Below are 26097 nucleotides of genomic sequence, written 5' to 3' on the forward strand. Positions count from 1 at the left end.
GAGCGCTGACCGTGGATCAGCTGGCCCTGCTTTTCGCGCTGTTGCTCGGGGCCCTGGTGAGTGTCCCGCTGGGGGACCGGTTCGGGGTGCCGGCGCCGGTGTTGATGACCCTGCTCGGGGTCGTGCTCGCGTTGCTCGAATTCGTGCCGAACGTCGAGATCCCGCCCGATCTGATCCTGCCGCTGTTGCTGCCGCCACTGCTCTATGCCGCGGTGCGGCGGACCTCTTGGCGGCAGTTCGCGGCGAATGTGCGGCCCATCTTTCTGCTGGCCGTGGCGCTGGTGTTCGTCACGACGGTGTGCGTGGCCGCGGTCGCCCACGCGATCGTGCCGGGGCTGCCGCTCGCCGCCGCCGTGGCGCTGGGTGCGCTCGTCGCGCCGCCCGATCCGGTGGCGGCGACCGCCGTCGCAGGCCAGCTCGGGCTGCCGCGACGGCTGGTGTCGATCCTGGAGGGCGAGGGGCTCTTCAACGACGTGACGGCCATCGTGCTCTACCACGTGGCGATCGCCGCCGCCGTGAGCGGCACCTTCTCCCCCTGGGGCGCCGGACTCGATCTGGTGCTCTCCGCCGTGGTGGCGCTGGCCGTCGGGCTCGCCCTCGGCTGGGGCGCCAACAAGCTGATGGACCTGCTGGGGGACCCGACCCTGCAGATCGGGCTCACGCTGCTCGTGCCGTACGCCTCCTACGTGCTGGCCGAGGAACTCCACGGTTCCGGCGTGCTCGCCGTACTCGTCACCGCCCTTTTCCTCGCCGAGTACGCCACCGACGCCGACGACGTGATGACCCGGCTCGCCGGACACACCTTCTGGGACATCGTCGACACGTTGGTCACCGGCGTCGCGTTCGGGCTGATCGGGCTGGAACTGCACAACGCGGTGCGGACGGCGTCCGGGCGGTGGAGCGAGATGCTCGGCTGGGCGGCCCTGGTGGTCGGCGTCGTCGTCCTCGTGCGGCTGCTGTACCTGCTGCCGGCCACCTGGCTCACCAAGCGGCTGCACGCGAAGCGGGACTACGACGAGGAGATCCCGATGAGCTGGCGCGAGACCGTCGTGATGTGGTGGTCGGGGATGCGCGGCGTCGCCTCGGTCGCGCTGGCGCTGGCCGTGCCGCTGGAGACGGACTCGGGCGCCCCCTTTCCCGACCGGGACGAGATCGTGTTCATCGCGTTCGGGGTGATCATGGCGACCCTCGTGCTGCAGGGCCTGACCCTGCCGTGGCTGGTGAAACGGCTCGGGGTGCGCGCCGACAGCGAGCGGGAGAAGGAGTTCGAGAAACAGCTGGCGGTGCGGGCGGCGAAGGCGGCCAAGCGCAGGCTCAGGGAGATCGAGGCCGTCGAGGACCTGCCGGAGGAGCTGTCCGAGCAGATGCTGCGGCGGGCGTTCGAGATCGGGGTGCGGATCAGCCCGGACATGGGGGAGGAGGAGCGCCGGGAGGCGCATCAGCAGCGGGTGCGGCGGCTGAAGCGGGTGCGGCGGATCCAGGGGGAGCTGCTGAGCGCGGCGCGGCACGAGGTGCTGGCGGCGCGCAGCGAGCCGGGGGCCGATCCGGAGGTGGTGGACCGGGTGCTGCGGCATCTGGACGTGCGCAGTCTGCGGTGATCTTCATGGCAGTCGTGTGAACGGACGCGGCATGTCCCGCGTCCCTTTGTACGCTCGGATCATGGCTCGCAACGTTGTCATCAGTGGTGGCGGTACGGGAATCGGGCACGCGGCGGCCCAGCTGTTCGCGGCGGACGGGGATCGGGTGCTGCTGGTCGGGCGGCGCGCCGAGGTGCTGGAGCGGGCCGGTGTGCCCGGGGCCCTCACCTACGCGGCGGATCTGAGCAAGCCGCGCGGTGTGCGGGGCGTGGAGCGGTTCGTGGCGTCGGAGTTCGGCACCGTGGACGTACTGATCCACAGCGCCGGGGGCAGCGGCTATCTGGAGCCGAAGGTGGACAGCGACGAGCCCCTCGACGTGGTCCTGCACAACTGGACCCTCAACTTCGGGCTCAACACCCTGACCGCCGCCCTGCTCACCGAGGCCCTGAAGGACCGGCTCGCCGACCCCGGCGGGCGGGTGCTGTTCCTCAGCTCCATCGCCGCCTTCCGGGGGTCAGGCAGCGGGGCGTACGCGGCGTCCAAGGCCGCGCTGCATCCGTACGCCCATGATCTGGCCCGGCAGATGGGGCCGCGCGGGATCACCGTGAACGTGGTCGCGCCCGGGTATGTGGAGGACACCGAGTTCTTCGGCGACACGATGGACGGCGGGCGGCGCGAGCAACTCGTCGCGGAGACCTCGACCGGGCGGGCAGCTTCGCCCGGGGACGTCGCCGCGACCCTGCACTGGCTGGCCTCCCATGTCGCCGGGCACATCACCTCGCAGATCCTCCAGGTCAACGGCGGTGCCGAGCGCGGCCACTGAGCCGGTCAGGGCCGCTCCGGACGCGCGGTCGGCTGGTGGTCGTGCTGGTGGGTGCGGCGGCCCGGGATACGGCCGGGGACGGCGCCCGGCGCGGGAAAGCCGGGTGGCAGGACCGCGTCCGTCGCGTTCACGCGCGGCAGCGCGTACGGGTGCTCGTCGGCCAGCCAGCGGATCAGCTGCTCGCGCACCGCGACCCGCACCGTCCACAGGTCGTCCGCGTCCTTCGCCGTGACCAGGGCCCGCACCTCCATGGTGCTGGGTGTGGAGTCGGTGACGACCAGGCCGTAGTCGCGGCCGTCCCACGCCGGGCACGCGCGCAGGATGTCGCGGAGTTGCTCGCGCATCGCCTCCATGGGCGCCGAGTGGTCGACGTGGAGGAAGACGGTGCCGGTCATCTGGGCGCCGCCGCGCGACCAGTTCTCGAAGGCCTTCGAGGTGAAGTACGACACCGGCATCGTGATCCGGCGCTCGTCCCAGGTCCGCACGGTCAGGAACGTCAGGGTGATCTCCTCGACGGTGCCCCACTCGCCGTCCACCACGACCGTGTCCCCCAGGCGCACCATGTCCCCGAAGGCGATCTGGAACCCGGCGAACATGTTGCTCAGCGTGGACTGGGCGGCGACACCGGCCACGATGCCGAGGATGCCGGCCGAGGCCAGCAGCGAGGCGCCGGCCGCGCGGAACGCCGGGAACGTCAGCAGCATCGCCGCCACCGCCACGACGCCGACGACCGCCGCCACCACCCGCATGATCAACGTCACCTGGGTGCGCACCCGCCGGACCCGGGCCGGATCGCGGTGGACCCGGGCATAGCGGGTGTACGTCGTCTCCACGACCGCCGCCGCGATCCGGATCGCCAGCCAGGCCGCCGCCCCGATCAGCACCAGCGTCAGCACCCGGCCGACGGCGACCCGCTGTTCCAGCAGCAGCCCGGCCTCGTCGTACGACCCTCTCAGCAGGGCCGCGCACAGCACGAGCTGGTAGGGGACGCGGGCGCGGCGCAGCTGACCCCACAGGGGTGTCTCGGTGTGCCGTTCGTCGGCCTTGCGCATCAGACGGTCGGTGGCCCACCCGATGACCAGGGTGAGCAGGACCGAGCCGCCGATGACGATCAGCGGGCGGAGTATGTTCTCCATGCCTCCGAACGTAACCACCCTAGGGGGGTCCTGAACATGTGCGTCCATGAGGCGGTGGTCACGGCGTTGTCGGACCCGGCTGGCACCATGGCCTCATGAACATCATGCTCTTCCACTCGACCTATGGCCTCAGGCCCGCGGTGCGCCAGGCAGCGGACCGGCTGCGCGCCGCCGGACACGAGGTGTGGACGCCGGACCTCTTCGAGGGGCGTACGTTCGAGACGGTCGAGGAGGGCATGGAGTTCAACGAGCGGATCGGCAAGGACGAGGTGCTGAAGCGGGCCGTGCTGGCCGCCGCGCCCTACTCGGATCGCGGGCTGGTCTACGCCGGGTTCTCGCTCGGCGCCTCCGTCGCGCAGACCCTCGCGCTGGGCGACGACAAGGCCCGCGGCCTGCTGCTTCTGCACGGCACGTCGGACATCGCGCCGAACGCCTCGGTGGACGATCTGCCGGTGCAACTGCATGTGGCCGAGCCGGACCCGTTCGAGACGGACGACTGGCTGAGCGCCTGGTATCTGCAGCTGGGCAGAGCGGGCGCCGACGTGGAGGTGTACAGATACACGGGCGCCGGCCACCTCTACACCGACCCCGACCTGCCGGACTACGACGAGGAGGCCGCCGAGGCCACCTGGCGGGTGGCACTCGGCTTCCTCGAGACCCTCTAGAGGGCTTTCGGCGAGGCCGTACGTCCGCGTCAGACGGGGTCGTACGTCCGCTCCACCTTCTGCGTCCCGCTGCGGGTGCGGTACGAACGGGCCCACGACGCGGTCGCGTTCTGCTTCGTCTTGTCGGACAGGACGTAGTAGTCCATCTGCGCGCGGTCGGCCGTGATGTCCAGGACGCCGTAGCCGTGGCGGTCGGTGTCGACCCAGTGGACGTGCCGGTTGGCGGCTTTGATGATCGGCGAGGCGATGGGGGAGACCGTGCCCTCGGGGACCTTGACGATGTCGTCGAGGTTGTCGGAGGTGACCGAGGTGACGACGAACTCCGTGGCGGCGGAGGCGGACAGCGGGTAGGTGCCGGCGTCCACCGGCACGTCGTTGGCCCACGCCATGTGGATGTCGCCGGTCAGGAAGACGGTGTTGCGGATCGCGTTCGCGCGCAGGTGGGCCAGCAGCTCCCGGCGGTCGTCCGTGTAGCCGTCCCACTGGTCGGGGTTGAGGGCGAGCCCCTCCTGCGGCAGGCCCAGCAGCTTGGCGAGCGGCCCCAGCAGGTCCGCGGTGAGGGAGCCGATCGCGAACGGCGAGATCATCACCGAGTTGCCGACCAGCCGCCAGGTGGTGTCGGAGGACTTCAACCCCGCCTTCAGCCAGTCCAGTTGGGCCCGGCCGGTGAGTGTGCGGTCCGGGTCGTCGACCTCGCCGTTGCCGACGGAGACCTGCTGCGAGCGGAAGGAGCGCAGATCGAGCAGGGAGAGGTCGGCGAGCTTGCCGAAGCGCAGTCGGCGGTAGGTGGTGCCGGCGATCGCCGGGCGCACCGGCATCCACTCGAAGTAGGCCTGCTTGGCGGCGGCCTGGCGTGCGGCCCATGCGCCCTCGGTGCCCTCGGTGTGGTTCTCGGCGCCGCCCGACCAGGCGTCGTTGGCGATCTCGTGGTCGTCCCAGATCGCGATGACGGGCGCCTTCGCGTGCAGCGCCTGCAGATCCGGGTCCGTCTTGTACTTGCCGTGCCGGATGCGGTAGTCGGCGAGCGTGAGGATCTCGTGGGTGGGCGTGGTCTGCCGTACGACGGTGCCGCGCGTGCCGTACTCGCCGGTGCCGTACTCGTAGATGTAGTCGCCAAGATGCAGCCAGGCGTCCAGGTCGCCGCGGGCCGCGAGGTGGCGGTACGCGGAGAAGTAGCCGCCCTCCCAGTTGGCGCAGGAGGCCACGCCGAAGCGGAGGCCGGCGACGGACGCGTTCGCCGCCGGCGCTGTGCGGGTGCGCGCCACCGGGGAGTCCGTGCCGCCCGCAGAGAAGCGGAACCAGTAGTCGGTGGCCGGCTCCAGGCCCCGTATGTCCGCCTTGACGGTGTGGTCGGAGGCGGCCCTCGCGGTGGTCGAGCCCTTGGCGACGATGGTCGTCAGCGCCTTGTCCCGGGCGACGATCCAGCTGACCTCGGTGTCCGGGCCGAGCCCGGAGCCGGGGGTGGCCTCCGGGGTGGGCGTCACCCGGGTCCACAGCAGGACGCCGTCGGGCAGCGGGTCACCGGAGGCGACGCCGTGCAGGAAGGCGGGGACCGCGTCGGCGGCGCCGGCGGGCAGGGCGGCGGCCAGCGGGCCGGCCAGCACAGCCGTCGCCGCCGCGGCCTTGACGACCGTACGGCGGCGAGGGGCAAGGGAATTGAGCTGCTCGGATGATCTGTATCGACTGGTCACAGCCGATCAGGTTACTGATCGGTATGAACAAGAGCGGGCGAACTTCCGAAAGTTCGCCCGCTCTTCCACTGAAGGTTCGGTTCTTCTGCCGAAGGTCGGTCAGCCCTTGAGTGCCGCGCCGACCACCTGGTTGTACTCGGCCACCGTCATCGGCTGGCGGTCCTCCGAGGTCTTCAGGATCTTGCCGTCCATGACGAAGCTGGGGGTGCCCGTCACACCGTCCTTGTTGGTGTCGAAGGTCTTCGACATCGCCAGCGCCCAGGCGTCGTACGTGCCCTTCTTCACGGCGTTCTGGAACTTGGTGTTGTTCTTCAGGGCGGGGACGGTGTCCGCGACCTCGATCAGGTAGGAGTCGTCCTTGAACTTGTCGTCGGACTCCGCCGGGTGGTACTTCGCCGAGTAGAGCGCGTTCTTGTACGCGAGGAACGCCTCCGGGCTCACGTTCAGCGCGGCGCCCATGGCGCTCATCGCGTTCTTGGAACCCTCGCCGTTGGAACCGATCTTGCCGTCCTTCAAGCCGTCGCCGTCGAGGAACGTGCCGCCGATGTACTGGAGCTTGTACTTGCCGTCCTCGACGTCCTTGTCGACGGTCGTGCCGACAGCCTGCTCGAACGACGCACAGACCGGGCAGCGCGGGTCCTCGTAGATCTTGAGGGTCTTCTTGGCGCTGTCCTTGCCGATGACGACGGTCGTGCCGTTCGTGCCCGTGGTGTTGGCCGGTGCGACGACCTTGTCGTCCTTCATCGCCTCCCAGTAGCTGGGCTTGTTGGCCTGGACGATGGCGTAGCCGATGCCGCCCGCCGCCGCCAGAACGCCGACGATCGAGCAGGCGACGACGATCTGCCGCTTGACCTTCGCGCGCTTCGCCTCGCGCTCACGCTCGGCGCGCAGACGCTCGCGGGCCGCCGTCTTCGCCGCCTGGGTGTTCCGCTTGCTCATTTTGGTGATCTCCATGGGGACGCGCACACATCGTGTGCGGAATACGTAGGGGTGGACTGTGGTGCTCAGATGCCGTTCACGCGAAGGCGCGGGCGAGCGAGCACGGTGGTCCACGTCGTCCCAGGGAGTGCACGAGGAGGCTGCTGCGGGCGCCGGCCGGCCGGCGGGCGGGGCGCGGCAGGCGGCGGACCGGCGCGGTGCGGCGCACCGTCACCGCGGCGACCGCCAGCAGCAGGGGGCGGAACGTCGTCGCCCCCACCGCGCGCAGCAGCTGGGCCAGGGCCCGCTCGCCGCGTCGCAGCCAGGCGGCGGCGAGGAGGCCGACACCGATGTGCGCGCCGAGCAGGAGCCAGGGCGTCGCCGGGTCGGCCTGGGTGGTGAGGAGGGTGGCCAGGTGGCGGGTGTCGGTGCCCGTCATGCCGGCCAGAGACGTACCCAGGGCGGTGTTGTCGCCGCACAGTACGTCGAAGCCGACGGACCGCAGGGGGCCCGTGACCGGGCCGCCCGCCCGGCCGTAGCAGACGTGCTGGCCGGCCGTGAGAATCGTGTCGGCGGCCAGTTCCAGCGGGATCAGCAGAACCGCGATCCGCCCGTAGCTCCGCTCGCGGCCGGCCAGGGCGTACGCGAGCACGAACACGGCCGCAGTCAGCAGGGCCACCGTGTTCAGCGGCAGCGGCGCCCGGGACAGCAGCACGTGCGACGCGGTGCTGAGCGTCACGACGAGTGACGTGAACAGCGCCGCGCGTACGGCTCGCAGGTGGGTCCCGGATATGTCCATGGCGGAGAAGAGTGTGGCACGTGGTCCTGTAAGAGACCCTTAAAGAGTGCTCGTGAGCGGCCGTTCCGTCACAGACCCGGAATGCGGCCGTTGCGGAACAGGTCCACGAAGATCTGGTGGTCGGCACGCGCGCGTGCGCCGTAGTCGTGCGCGAAGTCGACCAGGAGCTCCGCGAAGCCGGCGCCCCCGTCGGAGTCCCCCGCGATCGCCGCGTCGATGGCCCGCTCGGTGGAGAACGGCACCAGGGACTCGCCGGAGGTGTCGTCCGCCGCCGCGTGCATCGTGGCCGTGGCCCGGCCGAGGTCGGCGACGACCGCCGCGATCTCCTCCGGGTCGTCTATGTCGCTCCAGTCCAGGTCCACGGCGTACGGCGAGACCTCGGCGACCAGCTGGCCCGCGCCGTCCAGCTCGGTCCAGCCCAGCCACGGGTCGGCGTTCGCCTGGAGGGCGCGCTGGGAGATCACCGTGCGGTGGCCCTCGTGCTGGAAGTAGTCGCGCAGCGCCTGGTCCGTGATGTGCCGGGAGACGGCCGGGGTCTGGGCCTGCTTGATGTAGATCACGACGTCGTTCTCCAGGGCGTCGGTGTGGCCCTCCAGGAGGATGTTGTACGACGGCAGCCCCGCCGATCCGATGCCGATGCCGCGGCGGCCGACCACGTCCTTCACCCGGTACGAGTCGGGGCGGGCCAGGGACGCGTCCGGCAGCGTCTCCAGGTAGCCGTCGAAGGCCGCGAGCACCTTGTAGCGGGTGGCCGCGTCCAGCTCGATGGAGCCGCCGCCCGCGGCGAAGCGGCGCTCGAAGTCGCGGATCTCGGTCATCGAGTCCAGCAGCCCGAAGCGGGTCAGCGCGCGGGCGTCCCTGAGGGCGTCCAGGAGCGAGCCCTGGGCGGTGTCCAGCGTGAACGGCGGCACCTCGTCGCTCTTGGCGCCGGTCGCCAGCGCGTGCACACGCTCGCGGTACGCGTCCGCGTAGATCCGCACCAGCTCGCTGATCTGCTCGTCGCCCAGCGCCTTGGCGTAGCCGATGAGGGCGATCGAGGCGGCGAAGCGCTTGAGGTCCCAGGTGAAGGGGCCGACGTACGCCTCGTCGAAGTCGTTGACGTTGAAGATCAGCCGGCCGTTGGCGTCCATGTACGTGCCGAAGTTCTCCGCGTGCAGGTCGCCGTGGATCCACACGCGCGAGGTGCGCTCGTCCAGGTAGGGCCCGCGGTATGTCTTCCCGCCGTCTCGTGAGGCGCTCTCGGCGTCGAGGTCGTGGTAGAAGAGGCACGCCGTGCCGCGGTAGAACGCGAATGCCGAGGCCGCCATCTTCCGGAACTTCACGCGGAACGCGGCCGGGTCGGCGGCCAGGAGCTCGCCGAAGGCGGTGTCGAAGACGGCGAGGATCTCGTCGCCGCGCTGCTCGTCGTTGAGCTGGGGGACCGACATCGCTGGGTGCCTCCTGGTGCATGAACGTGTACGACAGCGTTTCTGTCGTCTTGAACGGGTGAGGGCCGACGAAAGTGCCCGGCGTCCTCGCTGTGAAGGTACGCGGGGCAGCCCGCCGAGTGTCAGTGCCGAGGCATAGACTTCGACGCTGTCCCCCGAACTGTCCGCCAGCCTGTTGCCAAGCGTTTTCCCTGGAGGCCACGCCGTGTCAAAGCCGCCGTTCACGCACCTGCACGTCCACACCCAGTACTCACTGCTGGACGGTGCCGCGCGGCTGAAGGACATGTTCAACGCGTGCAACGAGATGGGCATGACCCATATCGCCATGTCCGACCACGGCAACCTCCACGGGGCGTACGACTTCTTCCATACGGCGAAGAAGGCCGGGGTCACCCCGATCATCGGCATCGAGGCGTATGTCGCCCCCGAGTCCCGGCGCAACAAGCGCAAGATCCAGTGGGGCCAGCCGCACCAGAAGCGCGACGACGTCTCCGGTTCCGGTGGTTACACCCACAAGACGATGTGGGCCGTCAACAAGACGGGCCTGCACAACCTCTTCCGGCTCTCCTCGGACGCGTACGCCGAGGGCTGGCTGCAGAAGTGGCCCCGGATGGACAAGGAGACGATCTCCCAGTGGTCCGAGGGCATCGTCGCCTCCACCGGCTGCCCCTCCGGTGAGCTCCAGACCCGCCTGCGCCTCGGCCAGTACGACGAGGCCCTCAAGGCGGCGGCCGACTACCAGGACATCTTCGGCAAGGACCGCTACTTCCTGGAGCTGATGGACCACGGCATCGACATCGAGCACCGGGTCCGTGACGGCCTCCTGGAGATCGGCAAGAAGCTCGGCATCCCGCCGCTGGTCACCAACGACTCGCACTACACGTACGCGCACGAGGCGACCGCCCACGACGCCCTGCTGTGCATCCAGACCGGTAAGAACCTCTCCGACCCGGACCGCTTCCGGTTCGACGGCACGGGCTACTACCTGAAGTCCACGGACGAGATGTACGCCATCGACTCCTCGGACGCCTGGCAGCAGGGCTGCGCCAACACGCTCCTGGTCGCCGAGATGGTCGACACCGACGGCATGTTCGAGAAGCGCGACCTCATGCCCAAGTTCGACATCCCGGAAGAGGGCTACACCAACGTCACCTGGTTCAAGGAGGAAGTGCGGCGCGGCATGCACCGCCGCTTCCCGAACGGGATCCCGGAGGACCGCCAGAAGCAGGCGGACTACGAGATGGACATCATCATCCAGATGGGGTTCCCGGGGTACTTCCTCGTCGTCGCCGACTTCATCATGTGGGCCAAGAACAACGGCATCGCGGTGGGCCCGGGCCGAGGCTCCGCCGCCGGTTCGATCGTGGCCTACGCGATGGGCATCACCGACCTCGACCCGATCGAGCACGGACTGATCTTCGAGCGGTTCCTCAACCCCGAGCGCGTCTCCATGCCCGACGTCGACATCGACTTCGACGAGCGCAGGCGCGTCGAGGTCATCAGGTACGTGACCGAGAAGTACGGCGCCGACAAGGTCGCCATGATCGGCACCTACGGCAAGATCAAGGCCAAGAACGCGATCAAGGACTCCGCGCGCGTGCTGGGCTACCCGTACGCGATGGGCGACCGCCTCACCAAGGCCATGCCCGCCGACGTCCTCGGCAAGGGCATCGACCTCGACGGCATCACCAACCCCTCGCACCCGCGCTACAACGAGGCGGGCGAGATCCGCGGGATGTACGAGAACGAGCCGGACGTCAAGAAGGTCATCGACACCGCCAAGGGCGTCGAGGGCCTGGTCCGGCAGATGGGCGTGCACGCCGCCGGCGTGATCATGTCCAGCGAGCCGATCATCGAGCACGCCCCGATCTGGGTGCGGCACACGGACGGCGTGACGATCACGCAGTGGGACTACCCGCAGTGCGAGTCCCTCGGCCTGATCAAGATGGACTTCCTGGGCCTGCGCAACCTCACCATCATGGACGACGCCGTGAAGATGGTGCGGTCCAACAAGGGCATCGACCTGGAGATGCTCTCGCTCCCGCTGGACGACCCGAAGACCTTCGAACTGCTCTGCCGCGGTGACACGCTCGGCGTGTTCCAGTTCGACGGCGGCCCGATGCGCTCGCTGCTCCGCCAGATGCAGCCCGACAACTTCGAGGACATCTCCGCCGTTTCGGCCCTGTACCGGCCGGGCCCGATGGGCATGAACTCGCACACGAACTACGCCGAGCGCAAGAACGGCCGCCAGGAGATCACGCCGATCCACCCGGAGCTCGAAGAGCCCCTGAAGGAGACGCTGGGTCTGACCTACGGCCTCATCGTGTACCAGGAGCAGGTGCAGAAGGCCGCCCAGATCGTCGCCGGTTACTCGCTCGGCGAGGCCGACATCCTGCGCCGCGTGATGGGCAAGAAGAAGCCCGAGGAACTGGCGAAGAACTTCACCATCTTCCAGGAGGGCGCCCGCAAGAACGGCTTCAGCGACCAGGCGATCCAGGCCCTGTGGGACGTCCTGGTCCCCTTCGCCGGATACGCGTTCAACAAGGCGCACTCCTCGGCGTACGGCCTGGTCACCTACTGGACCGCCTACCTCAAGGCGAACTATCCGGCCGAGTACATGGCGGCGCTGCTCACGTCCGTCAAGGACGACAAGGACAAGTCGGCCGTCTACCTCAACGAGTGCCGCCGCATGGGCATCAGGGTGCTCCCGCCGAACGTCAACGAGTCGGTGCACAACTTCGCCGCCCAGGGCGACGACGTGATCCTCTTCGGCCTGGAGGCCGTACGCAACGTCGGTACGAACGTGGTCGAGTCGATCATCAAGAGCCGTAAGGCCAAGGGCAAGTACGCCTCCTTCCCCGACTACCTTGACAAGGTCGAGGCGGTCGCGTGCAACAAGCGCACCACGGAATCGCTGATCAAGGCAGGCGCCTTCGACTCCCTGGGCCACACCCGCAAGGGCCTCACCGCGCACTTCGACTCGATGATCGACAACGTGGTCGCGGTCAAGCGCAAGGAGGCCGAGGGCCAGTTCGACCTCTTCGGCGGCATGGGCGAGGAGGACTCCAGCGAGCCCGGGTTCGGCCTCGATGTCGAGTTCACCACCGAGGAGTGGGAGAAGACCTATCTGCTCGCCCAGGAGCGGGAAATGCTCGGTCTGTACGTCTCCGACCACCCGCTCTTCGGTCTGGAGCACGTGCTGACCGACAAGGCCGACGCGGGCATCGCCCAGCTCACCGGCGGTGAGCACGCGGACGGTGCCGTGGTGACCATCGGCGGCATCATCTCGGGCCTCCAGCGCAAGATGACCAAGCAGGGCAACGCCTGGGCGATCGCCACGGTCGAGGACCTCGCCGGTTCCATCGAGTGCATGTTCTTCCCGGCGACGTACCAGCTCGTCTCGACCCAACTCGTCGAGGACGCCGTGGTGTTCGTCAAGGGCCGCCTCGACAAGCGTGAGGACGTGCCGCGGCTGGTCGCGATGGAGCTCCAGGTCCCCGACCTGTCGAACGCCGGCACCAACGCGCCGGTGATCCTCACGATTCCGGCCACCCGGGTCACCCCGCCGATGGTCAGCCGCCTCGGCGAGATCCTCAGCCACCACAGGGGCGAGAGCGAGGTCCGCATCAAGCTCCAGGGCCCGACCAAGACCACGGTGCTGCGCCTCGACCGGCACCGGGTGAAGCCGGATCCGGCGCTGTTCGGTGACCTGAAGGTACTGCTCGGGCCGTCCTGCCTGGCGGGCTGACCCGATGTCCCGCCCGGTCGGCTGACCTGCCGGGCACAGCGTGAGAGGGGCGCACCCCGTGCGGGGTGCGCCCCTCTTCATGTGCCTGGGTCTCAACAACCCGATATGCAGATGTCAGTTGTGACCGAAGCGCTTCTGCCGGCCCTTGCGGGCCATGTCGCCCGGGGTCACCTGCGTGGCGCGCTGCTCGGCCTGCGTCTCCATCGAGGACTGCTGGGCCTGCTGCTGACCACGCTCGGACTGCGGCTGCTTTCGGTCCTGCTTCTGTTTCTTGGCCATGGTGATGCCTCCTGTGGGGGATCTAGGGGCCAGGGCCGCGACCAGATTCACATAGGCTGACAAAGAACGCATTTCGGATAATTACCGTGTGTGACAGCGGTTGTCGGGGCGTGAGGCATGGCGCGTCACGGCGTCGATGCCCCGAAACGCCACGCCGAAGATCGAGTTCGGCCCGTTAACCCCCGCGCGGTCGGGCAGACTCGAAGGAAGCCCGAAGCAAACCTCCCAGGAAGAGGGTGAGTCGCGTGGACCGCTGCATCGTCCTGGTGGACGCCGGGTATCTGCTGGGCGCCGCCGCCAGCCTCCTCGCCGGGGAGCCCTCCCGGTCCCGGATCACCGTCGACCACGCCGCCCTCATCCAGGGGCTGCGCGAACGAGCCGAGTCCGACACCCAGCAGCCTCTGCTGCGCATTTACTGGTTCGACGGCGCCCCCGACCGCGTCCCCCAGCCCGAGCACCGCCGACTGCGTGTGATGCCCCGGGTCACCGTCCGGCTCGGCGCCCTGACCCGCAGCGACGGCCGCTGGGCGCAGAAGGGCGTGGACGCCGCGATGCACGCCGAACTCACCGAACTGGCCCGTAACCGCGCCTGCTCGGACGTGGTGCTGGTGACCGGAGACGGCGATCTGCTGCCGGGCATGATGGCCGCCAAGGAGCACGGCGTCGCCGTACACCTGTGGGCCGTGCAGGCAGCCGACGGCGACTACAACCAGTCCGAGGACCTGGTCGCCGAGGCCGACGAGCGGCGCGTGCTCGACCGTACGTGGATCACCAAGGCCGTACGAGCCAAGGAACTCACCGGCGTATGCGCGCCGCCGCCCGTGCCCCGGCCCGAGATCGCCGCGATCCTGTCCGCTCCGCTGCCGGACTCCGCGCTCGGCGCGCGGACCGAGCGGCCCGCCGAGGAGGGCGAGCACGCCCCGGCGGTCACCGCCTCGGAGAACGGCACGCAGGATCGGGTGCCGGCCCCCAAGGGCGTGCCCACGCCGAAGGACCTCGCCGCCCTGCGCGCGCCCGGCGTGCAGCCGGCCCAGCACCCCGCGAGCGCGACACTGCGGTGGTCCTCCGACAAGGGATGGGTCGACCGGCCGGGTGTCGCCGCCGAGCCGGCCGAGGCCGCGTCCATGCCGACGCTGGCGCAGCTGACCACGGCGGAGCAGCGGTGGGCCGACCGGGAGGAGGACATCACGACGGTCGGCGGCGATCCGTACGAGGTCGGGCAGGTGTTCGCGCGGCGGTGGATGGGGCGGCTGGGGGACCAGGGCCATCTGCAGCGGCTGTCGGGGATGTATCCGCGGATTCCGCATCGGATCGACGGGGAGCTGCTCAGGTACGCGGCCCGGTTCGGGTTGCTCGCGCACAAGGACGACCAGATCGACGAGCATGATCGGTACGCGATCCGGGCCGGGTTCTGGCGCGAGATCGATGTGCGGACGGCGGCGGAGCATGCGCCTGCCGGCGAGTGAGCGGGCAGAGGTCGTGTGGTGCGGCGGATGGGTGCTCACCGGTTGAATCGGCGGATTTATGATCACCGGCGGATTTATCGGTACGGCGAGTTTTGTGGCCGCGAGCTGGCGGTTTGTGCCGAGTGGCCGACCCGAGGACGGACCTGAGGTCCGGACCCCGTAGTCTCGTCCCTTGTGAGTACGCGCGTGGGACAGGCACTTCGGCACAGTGGGGATGTCGTGTGTGCCGTGCGCGGGCTGACCAAGACCTATCCGGCCGTGCGCGGGCGGCGCGGTACGCCCGGGACACCCGAGGTGCGGGCCACCGACGACGTACGGCTGGACATCCGCGGCGGCGAGATCTTCGGGCTGCTCGGTCCGAACGGCGCCGGCAAGACGACGCTCGTACGGCAGCTCACCGGGCTGATGCGGCCCGATCACGGCAGCGTGGAGATCCTCGGGCACGACATCGTGCGGCACCCGGAACGGGCCGCGCGCATCCTCGCCTACCTCGGACAGGAGTCGACCGCCCTCGACGACCTGACCGTGTCGCTCGCCGCCGAGACGACCGGGCGGCTGCGCGGGCTTGAGGTGCGCCAGGCGCGGGCCGAGCGGGACGCCGTACTCGACGAACTGGGCCTCGGGCCGCTGGCCGAGCGGCCGATCAGGAAGCTGTCCGGCGGGCAGCGCCGGCTGGCCTGCTTCGCCGCCGCGCTGGTGGGGGAGCGGCCGTTGCTCGTGCTCGACGAGCCGACCACGGCGATGGACCCGGTGGCGCGGCGGGCCGTGTGGTCGGCCGTGGACCGGCGGCGGGCCGAACTCGGGACGACCGTGGTGCTCGTCACCCACAACGTCATCGAGGCAGAGACCGTGCTCGACCGGGTCGCGGTGCTGGACCGGGGCCGCGTGATCGCCTGCGACACGCCGTCCGGGCTCAAGGAGCGGGTCGCGGGCGAGGTACGGGTCGAGCTGCTGTGGCGCGAGCGGGCGCCGCTGGACGTGCCCGAGGTCGCCGCGCTGCAGGACCGGGTCGTGGAGTCCGGGCGCCGCTGGACGCTGCGGCTCGCCCCCGAGGAGGCCCGCGCGGTCGTCGCCACCGTCACCGGCGGGGCCGCCTTCGCCGCGCTGGACGACTTCACGCTCGCCACGCCGAGTCTGGAGGACGTGTATCTGGCGCTGGGCGGGGCCGCGCAGCAAGGGCTGGTGAAGGCTTGAGCACGCAGACCGCCGTATCCGTACCGGTACTCGAATCCGTATCCGTACCCGTATCGGTGTCCGTACCCCTGCGGAACAGGGCCACCTCCCCAGTGAACCCCCGTGTGAAAGGGAGCAGCGCCACGTGAGTGTCGTACCCGCCGAGGTTCTGCCGGGCAGCGCCCTGGCCGTGGACGAGACGGCCGCTCCGGCCGCGGCCGAGCTCGGGCCGCGTGCGCGGCTGTGGCCGTCGCTGTGCGCCGTGTACCGGGCGCAGCTGTCCCGGGCGAGGGTCGCGCGCATTCCACTGCTGTTCGTGGCGACCTTCCAGTCGATCGGGATCATGATCCTGATGCGCGGGGTCGTGGACGGAGGGGCCGAGGCGCAGGCCGTGGTGGCCGGGTCCGCGGTGCTCGTGGTCGCCTTCGTCGCGCTGAATCTGCTCGCGCAGTACTTCGGGCAGCTGCGGGCGAGCGGTGGCCTCGACCACTACGCCACACTGCCGGTGCCGCCGGCCGCGGTGGTGCTCGGGGCGGCGGGGGCGTACGCCTCCTTCACCGTGCCGGGGACCGTGGTGACCGCCGTCTTCGGGTGTGTGCTGTTCGGGCTGCCGATCGCGCATCTGTGGGTGCTCGTCGCGGTGATCCCGCTGGCCGGGGCCGCGCTCGCCGGGCTGGGAGCGGCGCTCGGACTGCTCGCGCCGCGGCCCGAACTGGCCACGCTGCTCGGGCAGTTGGGGATGTCCGCGGCGCTGCTGCTGGGTGTGCTGCCGGCCGACCGGATGCCGGAGGTGGTGCGGTTCGCGCGGGATCTGCTGCCTTCGACGTACGGCGTGGAGGCTTTCGCGCGGACCTTCGGGCCGCACCCCGACTGGGCGTTCGTGCTCGGTGACCTCGCCGTGTGCGCGGTCGTCGGCGTCGTCTCGCTGGCCGTCGCCACCTGGGCCTACCGCCGGGCGGCCGTCCGGTGACGCGCCGCACAGGCGGGCCTGGCACGATGGCAGAGTGACCGCTCCGCTGACTCCACCACCGCCGCCGCGTGACCAGTCCCCGAACAGTGCGTGGCAGCCGCCTGCTGCCGGGCAGGGCGCGTCGGCGCCGCAGGACGCCGGGTACGGCGTTCCGTACGGCTCGTCCGGCTCGTATGGCTCGTCCGGACCTCAGGGCCCGCACGGCATGTACGGCGTCCAAGGCTCGTACGAACAGGACGGCCCCGGGATGAAGACCGAAGTGCGAGAGGCTGCCGTGGTCGCGCTGGTGGTGGCGCTCAGTGGGGCGCTGCTCGGGGTGCTGTGGTGGTGGCTGGCGCCGAGTGTGCCGCTGGTCGGGGATGTCGTCGACAAGAACTGGGTCGTCTACTTCAAGGACACCGAGGGGGAGCAGGCCGCGGGGGTGGACGGAACGTTCACTCTGCTTGCGCTCGCGTTCGGGCTGGTCAGTGCCGCTGCCGTGTTTCTCATACGGCGGCGTGGGGGCGTGCCGTTGGTGGTGGGGCTGGCGGTCGGGGCGTTTCTCGGGTCCTTGCTGGCCTGGAAGGTCGGGGTGTGGCTCGGGCCCTCGCAGGATGTGATCGCCCATGCGAAGGAAGCGGGCAAGGGGGTTACCTTCTCGGCGCCGGTGAAGCTGGGGGCCAAGGGGGCGTGGCTGGTCTGGCCGTTGGCCGCGTTGGTGGTGCATCTGGGGCTGACGGCGATGTTCGGGCCTCGGGATGTGGATCCGTATCAGGAGCAGTTGGGGGCGCAGCAGGGGGCTCCGCCGGTTTAGGGGTTCGGTGGGTGGGGGTGCCGCCGGGGGATTTCGCCCCCGCCGCCCCTACCCGTCCCGTCCTCCAGGGGCTCTGCCCCTTCGACCCCGGCCCGCTCCTGGGGGCTGCCGCCCCCAGACCCCCGCATCGGCCCCGAAAGGGCCTCGTCCTCAAACGCCGGACGGGCTGAGAGATGCCCCCTGCGGGTGGGTGGGGCTAGGGGTGGTGGGGTCTTGTCTTCAAACGCCGGGCGGGCTGGGAGATGCCCCCTGCGGGTGGGTGGGGCTAGGGATGGTGGGGCCTTGTCTTCAAACGCCGGGCGGGCTGGGAGATGCCCCCTGCGGGTGGGTGGGGCTAGGGATGGTGGGGCCTTGTCCTCAAACGCCGGGCGGGCTGAAATGCCTGGGCCTGCGTCGAGACGCCGGACCGGCTGAAAGGCACGGGCCAGCGTCGAGAGGGCGTTACGCCGGGCGGCGTCCGTGGTTTGAGCGGCCCTTCTTGATGCGCCACTTGCGTTTCCGCGTTTTCTTCGACATGTCTCTCGTGTTTAACCGAGGAGACCGAGGGCGTCGAGAGGTCACGCACGGCCGATGGGGGCCAGGGTCGCGTTCGTGAGCTTGGTGAGGGCCTCGGGGGCTAGTTCGACCTCCAGGCCGCGGCGGCCCGCCGAGACGCAGATCGTGGGGTGGGTGGTGGCCGAGGCGTCCAGGACCGTCGGGAGTTTCTTGCGCTGGCCCAGGGGGGAGATGCCGCCGCGGACGTAGCCGGTGGTGCGTTCCGCCAGGGCCGGGTCGGCCATGGCCGCGCGCTTGCCGCCGACCGCCGATGCCAGGGCCTTGAGGTCCAGCTGGCCGGCCACCGGGACCACCGCCACCGTCAGGGTGCCGTCCACGTCCGCCACCAGCGTCTTGAAGACCCGGTCCGGTGACACGCCCATGGCCTCGGCCGCCTCTTCGCCGTAGGAGGGGTGGGCGGGGTCGTGGTCGTAGGCGTGGACCGTGTACTCGACGCCCGCGGAGGTGAGAGCGACCGTTGCGGGTGTGCCGCCCTGCTGTTGCTGGTTCTTCTTTGACTTCTTCGCCATCGTGGCCGGGTCCCCAGAGGTCAGTTCAGGCTCGTCGGGCTGCGCGTCAGGTCCGACGCCGGCAGTGACGGCAGCGTACGGATGATCGACGTCTCGGCGCGAAGGAGTTTCAGTTCGTCGCGCAGGCGGGACGCGATGTCCGGGGACTGGAGCAGGCGTTGCTTCGTCGGGGTGTCCAGCATCATCGCGGCGGCCACCAGGTAGGAGACGACCGACGGCTGGTCCGGCAGCTCCGTCGCCGTGGACAGGGAGCGTTCGCGGGCGCCCGCCAGGCGCTTCTGGTACTGGCGGAAGGCGCGGAGTACCCCCTCCGCCAGCGCTCCGGCCTCGTCTCCCGGCTCATCCGGCAGCTCCTCCAGCTCCGCCGTCAGGAACGGGCCCGATGCGTCGACCGAGAGGAGCCGCACGCGCGTCGTCCCCGTCGCCAGCACCTCGAACGTGCCGTCGGCCCGCTCCCGGATCGTCGCGGCGTCCGCCACACAGCCCACCCCGTGGAAGGCCTTGACCGGGTCGGGGCCGAAGCCCGCGGTGGGGCCGCGGTCGGGCAGGGCCGTCGGGTCGGGCATGCCGGGCGCGCTCGGGGCCACCTCGTGGCCGTCGCGGATCGCCACGACGGCGAAACGGCGCGGTTCCTCCTCGGGGGTCTTCAGCAGCTCGCGCATCATGGCGCGGTAGCGCTCCTCGAAGACGTTCAGAGGGAGTACGAGGCCCGGGAACAGCACCGAGTTCAGGGGAAAGAGCGGAAGGCGGACGGTCACGGCGCCAAAGCCTAGTGGTCGCCGGAGTGAACGCGTCCGCCGCGCCCACTTCGTGGATCACCGGCGCTCGCCAGGGAGGCCGTGGCAGCCGCCCGCGCCCGGATCTCGTCCCGCACCTCCAGGAACCGGCCCAGCGGATCGTCGGAGAACCGGCTCCACGGGAAGGACGTGGCGTACGGGCCGATCAGGCGCAGTTGCTCCAGGGCGTCCTCCCAGCGGTCCAGCCGTGCCAGGACGTACGTCAGCTTGTTGCGCATCCCGGCCGGCCACAGGTCGGCCGCCGGGAACCGGGTGGAGAGCGCGACGGCCCGGTCGGCCGCCGCCTCCAGCCGCTCGGGCGGCACGCCCGGACCGCAGCCGTCGGTCAGGTAGGCGAAGGCCGCCCGGGTCGGCAGAGCCTGGACGAGGGAGTCGGCGGGGGCGTCCTGGGCCGCCCGGTCGGCGAAGTCGAAGCACTCCCGGTGCGAGCCGTGCCAGGACGAGGCCAGATAGCGCAGGGCCGCCACATGGCAGCCGTAGTGGAGCGGGGCGCGGCGCAGCGCCGCCTCCCACAGTTCCCCGAAGTAGGTGTGCCCGGCGCGTGAGCCGCGCGCGTGGTCCAGGGCGATCCGCCACGGCACCGGGTCGCGGTCGTCGGCGCGCGCGGCCGCCGTGATCAGCGGGCTCACCCCGCGCAGCAGCTCGGCCCGGGCCGGTGACTGCCAGGCGTGGTCCACCGCGAGCTGGGCCTTGACCAGCAGCGCGTCGGGATCGTGCGGGGCGGCCGCGCACCAGGCCCGCAGCCACTCCGGCCGGGAGCGCGCGAAGGCCGCCAGCCGCAGGACGTACCCGTCGCGGTGCTCCCACCGCGCCCCCAGCCGTGTGGCGGCGAGCAGTTCGGCTGCAGGCTCGTACGCGCCCCGCCCGGCCGCCACCAGCGCGGGACCGAGGTGGTCGTCGGGCGCGTCGAGGAGCACCTCGGCATCGGCGGGGAGAACGCCGGCGAGGTGTTCGACGGTCCTTGGCGTCCGGGACGCGCGGCCGAACGGGAGCAGCAGAGCCATGGTGTCGACCATTGAAAGACCGCTGCTCGCGCTCGCGCCAGAGGGAACGGGCAACCCGTGGAAAGTTGTACGCGGATGGGTCAAGAACCGGTAAAGGTCAACGGTTCAACAACTGTCGGACATGCACACTTTCCGCTCAGGAACCTCACTGACCTCACCAAACACTGCCGTGTCAGCTCCGCCGCAGCAACCGCGTCGCCCCCGCCGCCACCGTCGTCGCCAGGATCCAGCCCAGCAGGATCATCGCGGCGGCCAGCCACTGCCAGGCCCCGCTGAGCTGCCAGAACCCGACCTGGCCCAGGTCGATGACCGGCAGCAGCAGGTCGAGGGCGAACAGGGCCGGGTTCCAGGCCGGATGCTCGCCGCCCTTGAGCGGTGGCGGTGGGTCCGCGTAGGTGAAGGCCACCGCACTCGCCGCCCACAGCACCGCCATCCACACGGCGGCCCGGCCCGGCCGATAACCGTAGGCGACCATCCAGTCCTGCGCGTACCCCACGAGCTTGGCCGCCGGCGGCAGCGTCTCGCGGCGCCGGCGCTGCTTGGCGAGGAGTACCTCGCGCGCGTCCTCGTCCTCACCGCCGGCCCGCAGCACGGAGGCCAGCAGTTCGTACGGCTCCGGGTTGTACTCGGCGGTCGCGGCGGCGACCCACTCCAGCCGCCGCTCCAGCGGGAACGGGCCGCGCGGCACGAGGTTCTCGTAGGTGAAGCCGCCCATGTGCAGCAGACCGGGCCCGGGCCACGCGTCCGCCCGGTCCATCAGGTTGACGACCCGCGCCCCCGACAGCACCACCCCGCCGCGCTCCGGCCCCTCCCCGAGGAAGCGCAGCTCGGGCGTCTGGATGCGGCGCAGCGACAGCTCCTGCTCGTCGGTGAACGTGAACCGGGCCCGCTCCAGGTCCACCGCGTCCCCGAACCGCCCGTCGTCCAGCCGTACCCCGCCCTGGCACTCGAACCGCTGGATCCGCGTCCCGCGCGCGGGCGTACGGCCGCTCAGCAGCGGACTGCCGACGCCCGCCGGAGTCAGGTACAGGGTGCGTCCGACGGTCAGCTGGGGCGCGTTCAGTGCGAGCCGCGTGTACGGGTTGACCAGCCGCGCGCCCCGCAGGCTGAGCGACACGCCGATGTTGGCGCCGCGCAGGCTCAGCTCCCCGTGCGACTCCAGCATCTCGGCCTGGAGGTCCTGGCCGACGCTGATGCCGTCCGCGGCGATCGAGCGGCCGCTGCGGTCGCGGTAGACGATGGCCTGGTTGAGCAGCAGATCCGTGCCTATGTGGGCGTCGGTGAGCCGTACGCCGTTGTGGAAGCGGCAGCGCGGCAGATGCAGATCGCCCTCGGTGTGCACCCGGGCGGCCTCCAGGCGCGGCACGGCGCAGTCCACCAGCCGTACGGTCGTGAAGTGGGCCTCCGGCAGCCGGACCTCTCGGTCGAAACGGCAGCCGCGCAGCTCGACGTACGGCACCACCGTGCCGCCGGCGAGGTCCATCGTGTCGCTGATCCGCACGCCGACCAGCTTCAGCGAGGACACCCGGCCCGCGAGGGCGGGCGGTCCGTCCAGCAGCAGCCAGCAGACGATACGCGCGCGTACCGTCCGCTCCTCGCCCCAGGGATGCCCGCCGTGCGGATCGTCGACGACCGTGTCGCCGCTGCTCAGGTCGTACACGCTGCCGTTGCGGAAGGCCTGCCACATGCCGAGTTCGGCGGCGGTCAGGTCGTCCGGCAGGTCGTCCGGCAGATCTCCGTCGCGGAGGCCGCCACCTTCGGTCACGTCGCGTCCATCCCCCTCATCTACTCATGTGGCTACTCACGGGTTCGTACAACTGTTCATGCCCGCTGAGTGACCCCCCGAACGCTAGACGTGAAGGTGATCTTCCAGGTTCCTGCGACGATCTGTATCAGCCATTGATACGCGCGAACGACGCCGAACCCGGGTCTGAGAGAATTGAGCCCGTGATCTCCCGAATCGATCTGCGCGGCGACGCCCTCCCCGAGGGCCCCGCCCTGCGCGACCTGCTGCCCCGAGCCGACTTCGACGTCTCGGCCGCCCTGGAGAAGGTGCGTCCGATCTGCGAGGCCGTGCATCATCGGGGCGACGCGGCGCTGATCGACTTCGCGGAGAAGTTCGACGGGGTCAGGCTGGACCAGGTGCGGGTGCCCGCCGAGGCACTCGAAAAGGCCCTCGCGGAGCTCGACCCGGCCGTGCGCGCGGCCCTGGAGGAGTCCATCCGCCGCGCCCGTCTCGTCCACCGCGAGCAGCGCCGTACGACGCACACGACCCAGGTCGTGCCGGGCGGCTCCGTGACCGAGAAGTGGGTGCCGGTCGACCGCGTCGGGCTGTACGCGCCCGGCGGGCGGTCCGTCTACCCGTCCTCCGTGATCATGAACGTGGTGCCCGCTCAGGAGGCCGGCGTCGAGTCGATCGCCCTCGCCTCGCCCGCGCAGGCCGAGTTCGGTGGCCTCCCGCACCCGACGATCCTTGCCGCGTGCGCGCTGCTGGGCGTCGACGAGGTCTACGCGGCCGGCGGTGCGACGGCCGTCGCGATGTTCGCGCACGGCACCGAGTCCTGCCCGCCCGCCAACATGGTCACCGGCCCCGGCAACATCTGGGTCGCCGCCGCCAAGCGCTACTTCACCGGCAAGATCGGCATCGACGCCGAGGCGGGCCCGACCGAGATCGCGGTCCTCGCCGACGCCACCGCCGACCCGGTGCACGTCGCCTCCGACCTGATCAGCCAGGCCGAGCACGACCCGCTCGCCGCCGCCGTCCTCGTCACCGACTCCGTGGAGCTCGCGGACGCGGTGGAGAAGGAGCTGGAGCCGCAGGTCGCGGCCACCAAGCACATCGAGGACCGGATCGTGCCCGCCCTGAAGGGCCGGCAGTCCGCGATCGTCCTGGTCGACGGCGTCGACGAGGGTCTCAAGGTCGTCGACGCGTACGGCGCCGAGCACCTGGAGATCCAGACGGCCGACGCGGCCGCCGTGGCCGACCGGGTGCGCAATGCCGGCGCGATCTTCATCGGCCCCTGGGCGCCGGTCTCGCTCGGCGACTACGCCGCCGGCTCCAACCACGTGCTGCCCACCGGTGGCTGCGCCTGCCACTCCTCGGGCCTGTCGGTCCAGTCCTTCCTGCGCGGCATCCACATCGTCGACTACACGAAGGACGCGCTGGCCGAGGTCGCGCATCACGTGGTCACGCTGGCGGAGGCGGAGGATCTGCCGGCGCACGGCGCGGCGATCAAGGCTCGGTTCGGTTGGAAGGTTCCAGAAGGCAAGTGACAGGCATCGACGATCTCCCCGTACGGGACGAGCTGCGCGGCAAGTCCCCCTACGGCGCGCCCCAGTTGGACGTCCCCGTACGGCTGAACACCAATGAGAACCCCTACCCGCTGCCCGAGCCGCTGGTCGAGCGGATCGCCGAGCGCGTCCGTGCGGTGGCCCGCAACCTCAACCGCTACCCGGACCGGGACGCGGTCGAGCTGCGCACCCAGCTCGCCAAGTACCTGACGGACACGTCCGGCCACGAGGTGGGCCTCGCCAACGTCTGGGCGGCCAACGGCTCCAACGAGGTCATCCAGCAGCTGCTGCAGACCTTCGGCGGACCGGGCCGTACGGCCATCGGTTTCGAGCCGTCGTACTCGATGCACGGCCTCATCTCGCGCGGCACCGGCACGGGCTGGATCTCCGGCCCGCGCAACGAGGACTTCACGATCGACCTCGCGGCCGCCGAGAAGGCCATCGCCGAGAACCGGCCCGACGTCGTGTTCATCACCACGCCCAACAACCCCACGGGCAACGCGGTTCCGCCCGAGACGGTCCTCGCGCTGTACGAGGCCGCGCAGGCCGCCAAGCCCTCGATGGTCGTGGTCGACGAGGCCTACATCGAGTTCAGCCACGGCGACTCGCTGCTGCCGCTGCTCGAAGGTCGGCCGAATCTCGTCGTCTCCCGGACGATGTCGAAGGCCTTCGGCGCGGCCGGCCTGCGCCTCGGCTATCTCGCCGCGGACCCGGCTGTGGTGGACGCCGTCCAGCTCGTACGGCTGCCGTACCACCTGTCGGCCGTCACCCAGGCGACCGCCCTGGCCGCCCTGGAGCACACCGACACGCTGCTGAAGTACGTCGAGCAGCTGAAGGCCGAGCGGGACCGGCTGGTGAGCGAGCTGCGCGCGATCGGCTACGACGTCGTCGAGTCCGACGCGAACTTCGTGCAGTTCGGCAGGTTCGAGGACTCGCACACCGCCTGGCGGAAGATCCTCGACCGGGGTGTCCTGGTCAGGGACAACGGCATTCCGGGGTGGCTGCGGGTCAGCGCCGGAACCCCCGAAGAGAACGACGCGTTCCTCGACGCGGTACGTGCACTGAAGAAGGAGCAGACCACATGAACCGCGTAGGCCGCATAGAGCGGGTGACGAAGGAGACCTCGGTCCTCGTCGAGATCGATCTCGACGGGTCCGGGAAGGTCGATGTGTCGACAGGCGTCGGCTTCTACGACCACATGCTCGACCAGCTCGGCCGGCACGGTCTGTTCGACCTGACCGTGAAGACCGAGGGCGACCTGCACATCGACTCCCACCACACCATCGAGGACACCGCCCTCGCGCTGGGCGCCGCCTTCAAGCAGGCCCTCGGCGACAAGGTGGGGATCTACCGCTTCGGCAACTGCACGGTCCCGCTGGACGAGTCCCTCGCCCAGGTCACCGTCGACCTCTCCGGCCGCCCGTACCTCGTGCACACCGAGCCCGAGAACATGGCGCCGATGATCGGCGAGTACGACACGACCATGACCCGGCACATCCTGGAGTCCTTCGTCGCCCAGGCCCAGGTCGCGCTGCACGTGCACGTGCCGTACGGGCGCAACGCGCACCACATCGTGGAGTGCCAGTTCAAGGCGCTGGCGCGGGCCCTGCGCTACGCCTCGGAGCGCGACCCGCGCGCGGCCGGCATCCTCCCCTCGACGAAGGGCGCCCTGTGACCGGCCTGTCGACCCTGCTGATCGTCGTCGGCCTCTTCCTGGCCGGCGGCATCTACTCCTTCGTCAAGCAGCAGATGCCGAAGAGCCTCATCGTGTTGCTGTCGATAGGCGCCACGATGTGTCTGGTCGCGGGCGTCCTGAGGCTGGAGGTGTGGAATTGACCGACTCCAAGAAGGTCGTGGTCTTCGACTACGGCTTCGGCAACGTCCGTTCCGCCGAACGCGCCCTCGCGCGCGCGGGAGCCGACGTCGAGATCACCCGTGACTTCGACAGGGCCATGAACGCCGACGGGCTGCTGGTGCCGGGCGTCGGCGCCTTCGCGGCCTGTATGCAGGGCCTGAAGGAGGCACGCGGCGACTGGATCGTCGAGCGACGGCTGTCCGGCGGGCGCCCCGTGATGGGCATCTGCGTCGGTATGCAGATCCTCTTCGCACGCGGCATCGAGCACGGCGTCGAGACCGAGGGTCTCGGCGAGTGGCCGGGCTCGGTGGAGCCGTTGCAGGCCGAGATCGTGCCCCACATGGGCTGGAACACCGTGGACGCGGCGGCCGGCTCCCAGCTGTTCGCCGGCCTGGACGCGGACGCGCGCTTCTACTTCGTGCACTCCTACGCCGTCCACGACTGGACCCTGGAGACCGAGAACCCGGTGATGAGAGCCCCGCTGGTCACCTGGTCGACGCACGGCAAGCCCTTCGTGGCCGCCGTGGAGAACGGCGCCCTGTGGGCCACCCAGTTCCACCCCGAGAAGTCCGGCGACGCCGGAGCGCAGCTGCTCACCAACTGGATCGGAACCCTGTAGAG

At 70.4% G+C, this 26097-nt stretch carries 23 protein-coding genes; 13 read left to right on the forward strand and 10 right to left on the reverse strand.

Going from position 1 to position 26097, the window contains the following annotated elements:
* Positions 1-11 precede the first annotated feature (11 nt).
* On the forward strand, positions 12-1598 hold the full coding sequence (locus ACIA8X_RS18130) for a Na+/H+ antiporter (RefSeq protein WP_399458767.1): 1587 nt from the start codon (positions 12-14) through the stop codon (positions 1596-1598).
* 61 nt (positions 1599-1659) lie between these two features.
* Positions 1660-2400: an SDR family NAD(P)-dependent oxidoreductase gene (locus ACIA8X_RS18135; RefSeq protein WP_399458666.1), complete on the forward strand. Its 741-nt coding sequence runs from the start codon at positions 1660-1662 to the stop codon at positions 2398-2400.
* Between the two features lie 5 nt (positions 2401-2405).
* Here the strand turns inward: ACIA8X_RS18135 and ACIA8X_RS18140 are convergent, their stop codons facing one another.
* A complete protein-coding gene (locus ACIA8X_RS18140; RefSeq protein WP_393442490.1) occupies positions 2406-3536 on the reverse strand; it encodes a mechanosensitive ion channel family protein in 1131 nt (376 codons plus the stop codon).
* Positions 3537-3631: 95 nt separating this feature from the next.
* Here ACIA8X_RS18140 and ACIA8X_RS18145 point away from each other — a divergent pair, with 95 nt between their 5' ends.
* Complete coding sequence (locus tag ACIA8X_RS18145) at positions 3632-4201, forward strand: dienelactone hydrolase family protein (protein WP_393442492.1); 570 nt, start codon at positions 3632-3634, stop codon at positions 4199-4201.
* Between the two features lie 29 nt (positions 4202-4230).
* On the opposite strand, the gene ACIA8X_RS18150 is transcribed toward ACIA8X_RS18145, so the two are convergent.
* The 4 genes from ACIA8X_RS18150 to ACIA8X_RS18165 all read right to left on the reverse strand — a co-directional run bounded on the left by ACIA8X_RS18150 (position 4231) and on the right by ACIA8X_RS18165 (position 9036).
* Complete coding sequence (locus ACIA8X_RS18150) at positions 4231-5892, reverse strand: alkaline phosphatase D family protein (protein WP_393442494.1); 1662 nt, start codon at positions 5890-5892, stop codon at positions 4231-4233.
* 99 nt (positions 5893-5991) lie between these two features.
* Positions 5992-6831, reverse strand: a complete 840-nt coding sequence (locus ACIA8X_RS18155) for a thioredoxin domain-containing protein (RefSeq protein WP_393442496.1) — start codon at positions 6829-6831, stop codon at positions 5992-5994.
* A gap of 76 nt (positions 6832-6907) precedes the next feature.
* Positions 6908-7609, reverse strand: a complete 702-nt coding sequence (locus ACIA8X_RS18160; RefSeq protein ID WP_399458667.1) for a hypothetical protein — start codon at positions 7607-7609, stop codon at positions 6908-6910.
* A 68-nt stretch (positions 7610-7677) separates the two neighbouring features.
* On the reverse strand, positions 7678-9036 hold the full coding sequence (locus tag ACIA8X_RS18165; protein ID WP_399458668.1) for a DUF2252 domain-containing protein: 1359 nt from the start codon (positions 9034-9036) through the stop codon (positions 7678-7680).
* Positions 9037-9241: 205 nt separating this feature from the next.
* Here ACIA8X_RS18165 and dnaE point away from each other — a divergent pair, with 205 nt between their 5' ends.
* The gene (gene dnaE, locus ACIA8X_RS18170; RefSeq protein ID WP_393442502.1) at positions 9242-12784 is read left to right on the forward strand and encodes a DNA polymerase III subunit alpha; all 3543 of its coding nucleotides are present in this window, start codon (positions 9242-9244) and stop codon (positions 12782-12784) included.
* Positions 12785-12898: 114 nt separating this feature from the next.
* Here the strand turns inward: dnaE and ACIA8X_RS18175 are convergent, their stop codons facing one another.
* Positions 12899-13063, reverse strand: a complete 165-nt coding sequence (locus ACIA8X_RS18175; protein ID WP_393442504.1) for a hypothetical protein — start codon at positions 13061-13063, stop codon at positions 12899-12901.
* A 245-nt stretch (positions 13064-13308) separates the two neighbouring features.
* Between ACIA8X_RS18175 and ACIA8X_RS18180 the strand changes: the two genes are divergently transcribed.
* From ACIA8X_RS18180 to ACIA8X_RS18195, 4 genes are all read left to right on the forward strand, one after another.
* On the forward strand, positions 13309-14529 hold the full coding sequence (locus ACIA8X_RS18180; protein ID WP_393442506.1) for an NYN domain-containing protein: 1221 nt from the start codon (positions 13309-13311) through the stop codon (positions 14527-14529).
* 219 nt (positions 14530-14748) lie between these two features.
* Entirely contained in the window at positions 14749-15723 is a 975-nt protein-coding gene (locus ACIA8X_RS18185) for an ABC transporter ATP-binding protein (RefSeq protein WP_393443244.1), read from the forward strand.
* Between the two features lie 124 nt (positions 15724-15847).
* Positions 15848-16672, forward strand: coding sequence for an ABC transporter permease (locus tag ACIA8X_RS18190; RefSeq protein ID WP_393442508.1), 825 nt, complete (start codon positions 15848-15850; stop codon positions 16670-16672).
* Between the two features lie 34 nt (positions 16673-16706).
* Entirely contained in the window at positions 16707-17465 is a 759-nt protein-coding gene (locus ACIA8X_RS18195; RefSeq protein WP_393442510.1) for an AAA family ATPase, read from the forward strand.
* A 557-nt stretch (positions 17466-18022) separates the two neighbouring features.
* Here the strand turns inward: ACIA8X_RS18195 and ybaK are convergent.
* The 4 genes from ybaK to ACIA8X_RS18215 form a co-directional block, all read right to left on the reverse strand.
* Positions 18023-18529, reverse strand: coding sequence for a Cys-tRNA(Pro) deacylase (gene ybaK, locus ACIA8X_RS18200; RefSeq protein ID WP_393442512.1), 507 nt, complete (start codon positions 18527-18529; stop codon positions 18023-18025).
* Positions 18530-18549: 20 nt separating this feature from the next.
* Positions 18550-19287, reverse strand: a complete 738-nt coding sequence (locus ACIA8X_RS18205; RefSeq protein ID WP_393442514.1) for an LON peptidase substrate-binding domain-containing protein — start codon at positions 19285-19287, stop codon at positions 18550-18552.
* A gap of 11 nt (positions 19288-19298) precedes the next feature.
* Complete coding sequence (locus ACIA8X_RS18210; RefSeq protein ID WP_393442516.1) at positions 19299-20342, reverse strand: hypothetical protein; 1044 nt, start codon at positions 20340-20342, stop codon at positions 19299-19301.
* A 160-nt stretch (positions 20343-20502) separates the two neighbouring features.
* On the reverse strand, positions 20503-22095 hold the full coding sequence (locus ACIA8X_RS18215; RefSeq protein WP_399458669.1) for an oxidoreductase: 1593 nt from the start codon (positions 22093-22095) through the stop codon (positions 20503-20505).
* 182 nt (positions 22096-22277) lie between these two features.
* Between ACIA8X_RS18215 and hisD the strand changes: the two genes are divergently transcribed.
* Genes hisD through hisH form a run of 5 tightly spaced genes read left to right on the forward strand, consistent with a single transcriptional unit; the run spans position 22278 to position 26095 of the window.
* Positions 22278-23603 carry a histidinol dehydrogenase gene (gene hisD, locus ACIA8X_RS18220; RefSeq protein ID WP_393442520.1) on the forward strand — a complete coding sequence of 442 codons (1326 nt, stop codon included), beginning with the start codon at positions 22278-22280 and terminating at the stop codon, positions 23601-23603.
* Complete coding sequence (locus ACIA8X_RS18225) at positions 23600-24706, forward strand: histidinol-phosphate transaminase (protein WP_393442522.1); 1107 nt, start codon at positions 23600-23602, stop codon at positions 24704-24706. The genes hisD and ACIA8X_RS18225 overlap by 4 nt, the downstream gene beginning before the upstream one ends.
* Positions 24703-25296, forward strand: coding sequence for an imidazoleglycerol-phosphate dehydratase HisB (gene hisB / locus ACIA8X_RS18230; RefSeq protein WP_093907054.1), 594 nt, complete (start codon positions 24703-24705; stop codon positions 25294-25296). The genes ACIA8X_RS18225 and hisB overlap by 4 nt, the downstream gene beginning before the upstream one ends.
* Positions 25293-25457, forward strand: a complete 165-nt coding sequence (locus ACIA8X_RS18235; RefSeq protein WP_393442524.1) for a hypothetical protein — start codon at positions 25293-25295, stop codon at positions 25455-25457. The genes hisB and ACIA8X_RS18235 overlap by 4 nt, the downstream gene beginning before the upstream one ends.
* A complete protein-coding gene (gene hisH / locus ACIA8X_RS18240; RefSeq protein ID WP_393442526.1) occupies positions 25448-26095 on the forward strand; it encodes an imidazole glycerol phosphate synthase subunit HisH in 648 nt (215 codons plus the stop codon). The genes ACIA8X_RS18235 and hisH overlap by 10 nt, the downstream gene beginning before the upstream one ends.
* Positions 26096-26097 lie beyond the last annotated feature (2 nt).

It is taken from the genome of Streptomyces sp. NPDC051738 (assembly GCF_044453205.1).
GTDB lineage: Bacteria > Actinomycetota > Actinomycetes > Streptomycetales > Streptomycetaceae > Streptomyces.

Coding starts and splice junctions, on each gene's coding strand:
- ACIA8X_RS18160 (WP_399458667.1), bottom strand. CDS start 7,609: ATGGACATATCCGGGACCCACCTGCGAGCCGTACGCGCGGCGCTGTTC.
- ybaK (WP_393442512.1), bottom strand. CDS start 18,529: ATGGCGAAGAAGTCAAAGAAGAACCAGCAACAGCAGGGCGGCACACCC.
- ACIA8X_RS18145 (WP_393442492.1), top strand. CDS start 3,632: ATGAACATCATGCTCTTCCACTCGACCTATGGCCTCAGGCCCGCGGTG.
- hisB (WP_093907054.1), top strand. CDS start 24,703: ATGAACCGCGTAGGCCGCATAGAGCGGGTGACGAAGGAGACCTCGGTC.
- ACIA8X_RS18165 (WP_399458668.1), bottom strand. CDS start 9,036: ATGTCGGTCCCCCAGCTCAACGACGAGCAGCGCGGCGACGAGATCCTC.
- ACIA8X_RS18155 (WP_393442496.1), bottom strand. CDS start 6,831: ATGAGCAAGCGGAACACCCAGGCGGCGAAGACGGCGGCCCGCGAGCGT.
- ACIA8X_RS18210 (WP_393442516.1), bottom strand. CDS start 20,342: ATGGTCGACACCATGGCTCTGCTGCTCCCGTTCGGCCGCGCGTCCCGG.
- ACIA8X_RS18140 (WP_393442490.1), bottom strand. CDS start 3,536: ATGGAGAACATACTCCGCCCGCTGATCGTCATCGGCGGCTCGGTCCTG.
- ACIA8X_RS18175 (WP_393442504.1), bottom strand. CDS start 13,063: ATGGCCAAGAAACAGAAGCAGGACCGAAAGCAGCCGCAGTCCGAGCGT.
- ACIA8X_RS18135 (WP_399458666.1), top strand. CDS start 1,660: ATGGCTCGCAACGTTGTCATCAGTGGTGGCGGTACGGGAATCGGGCAC.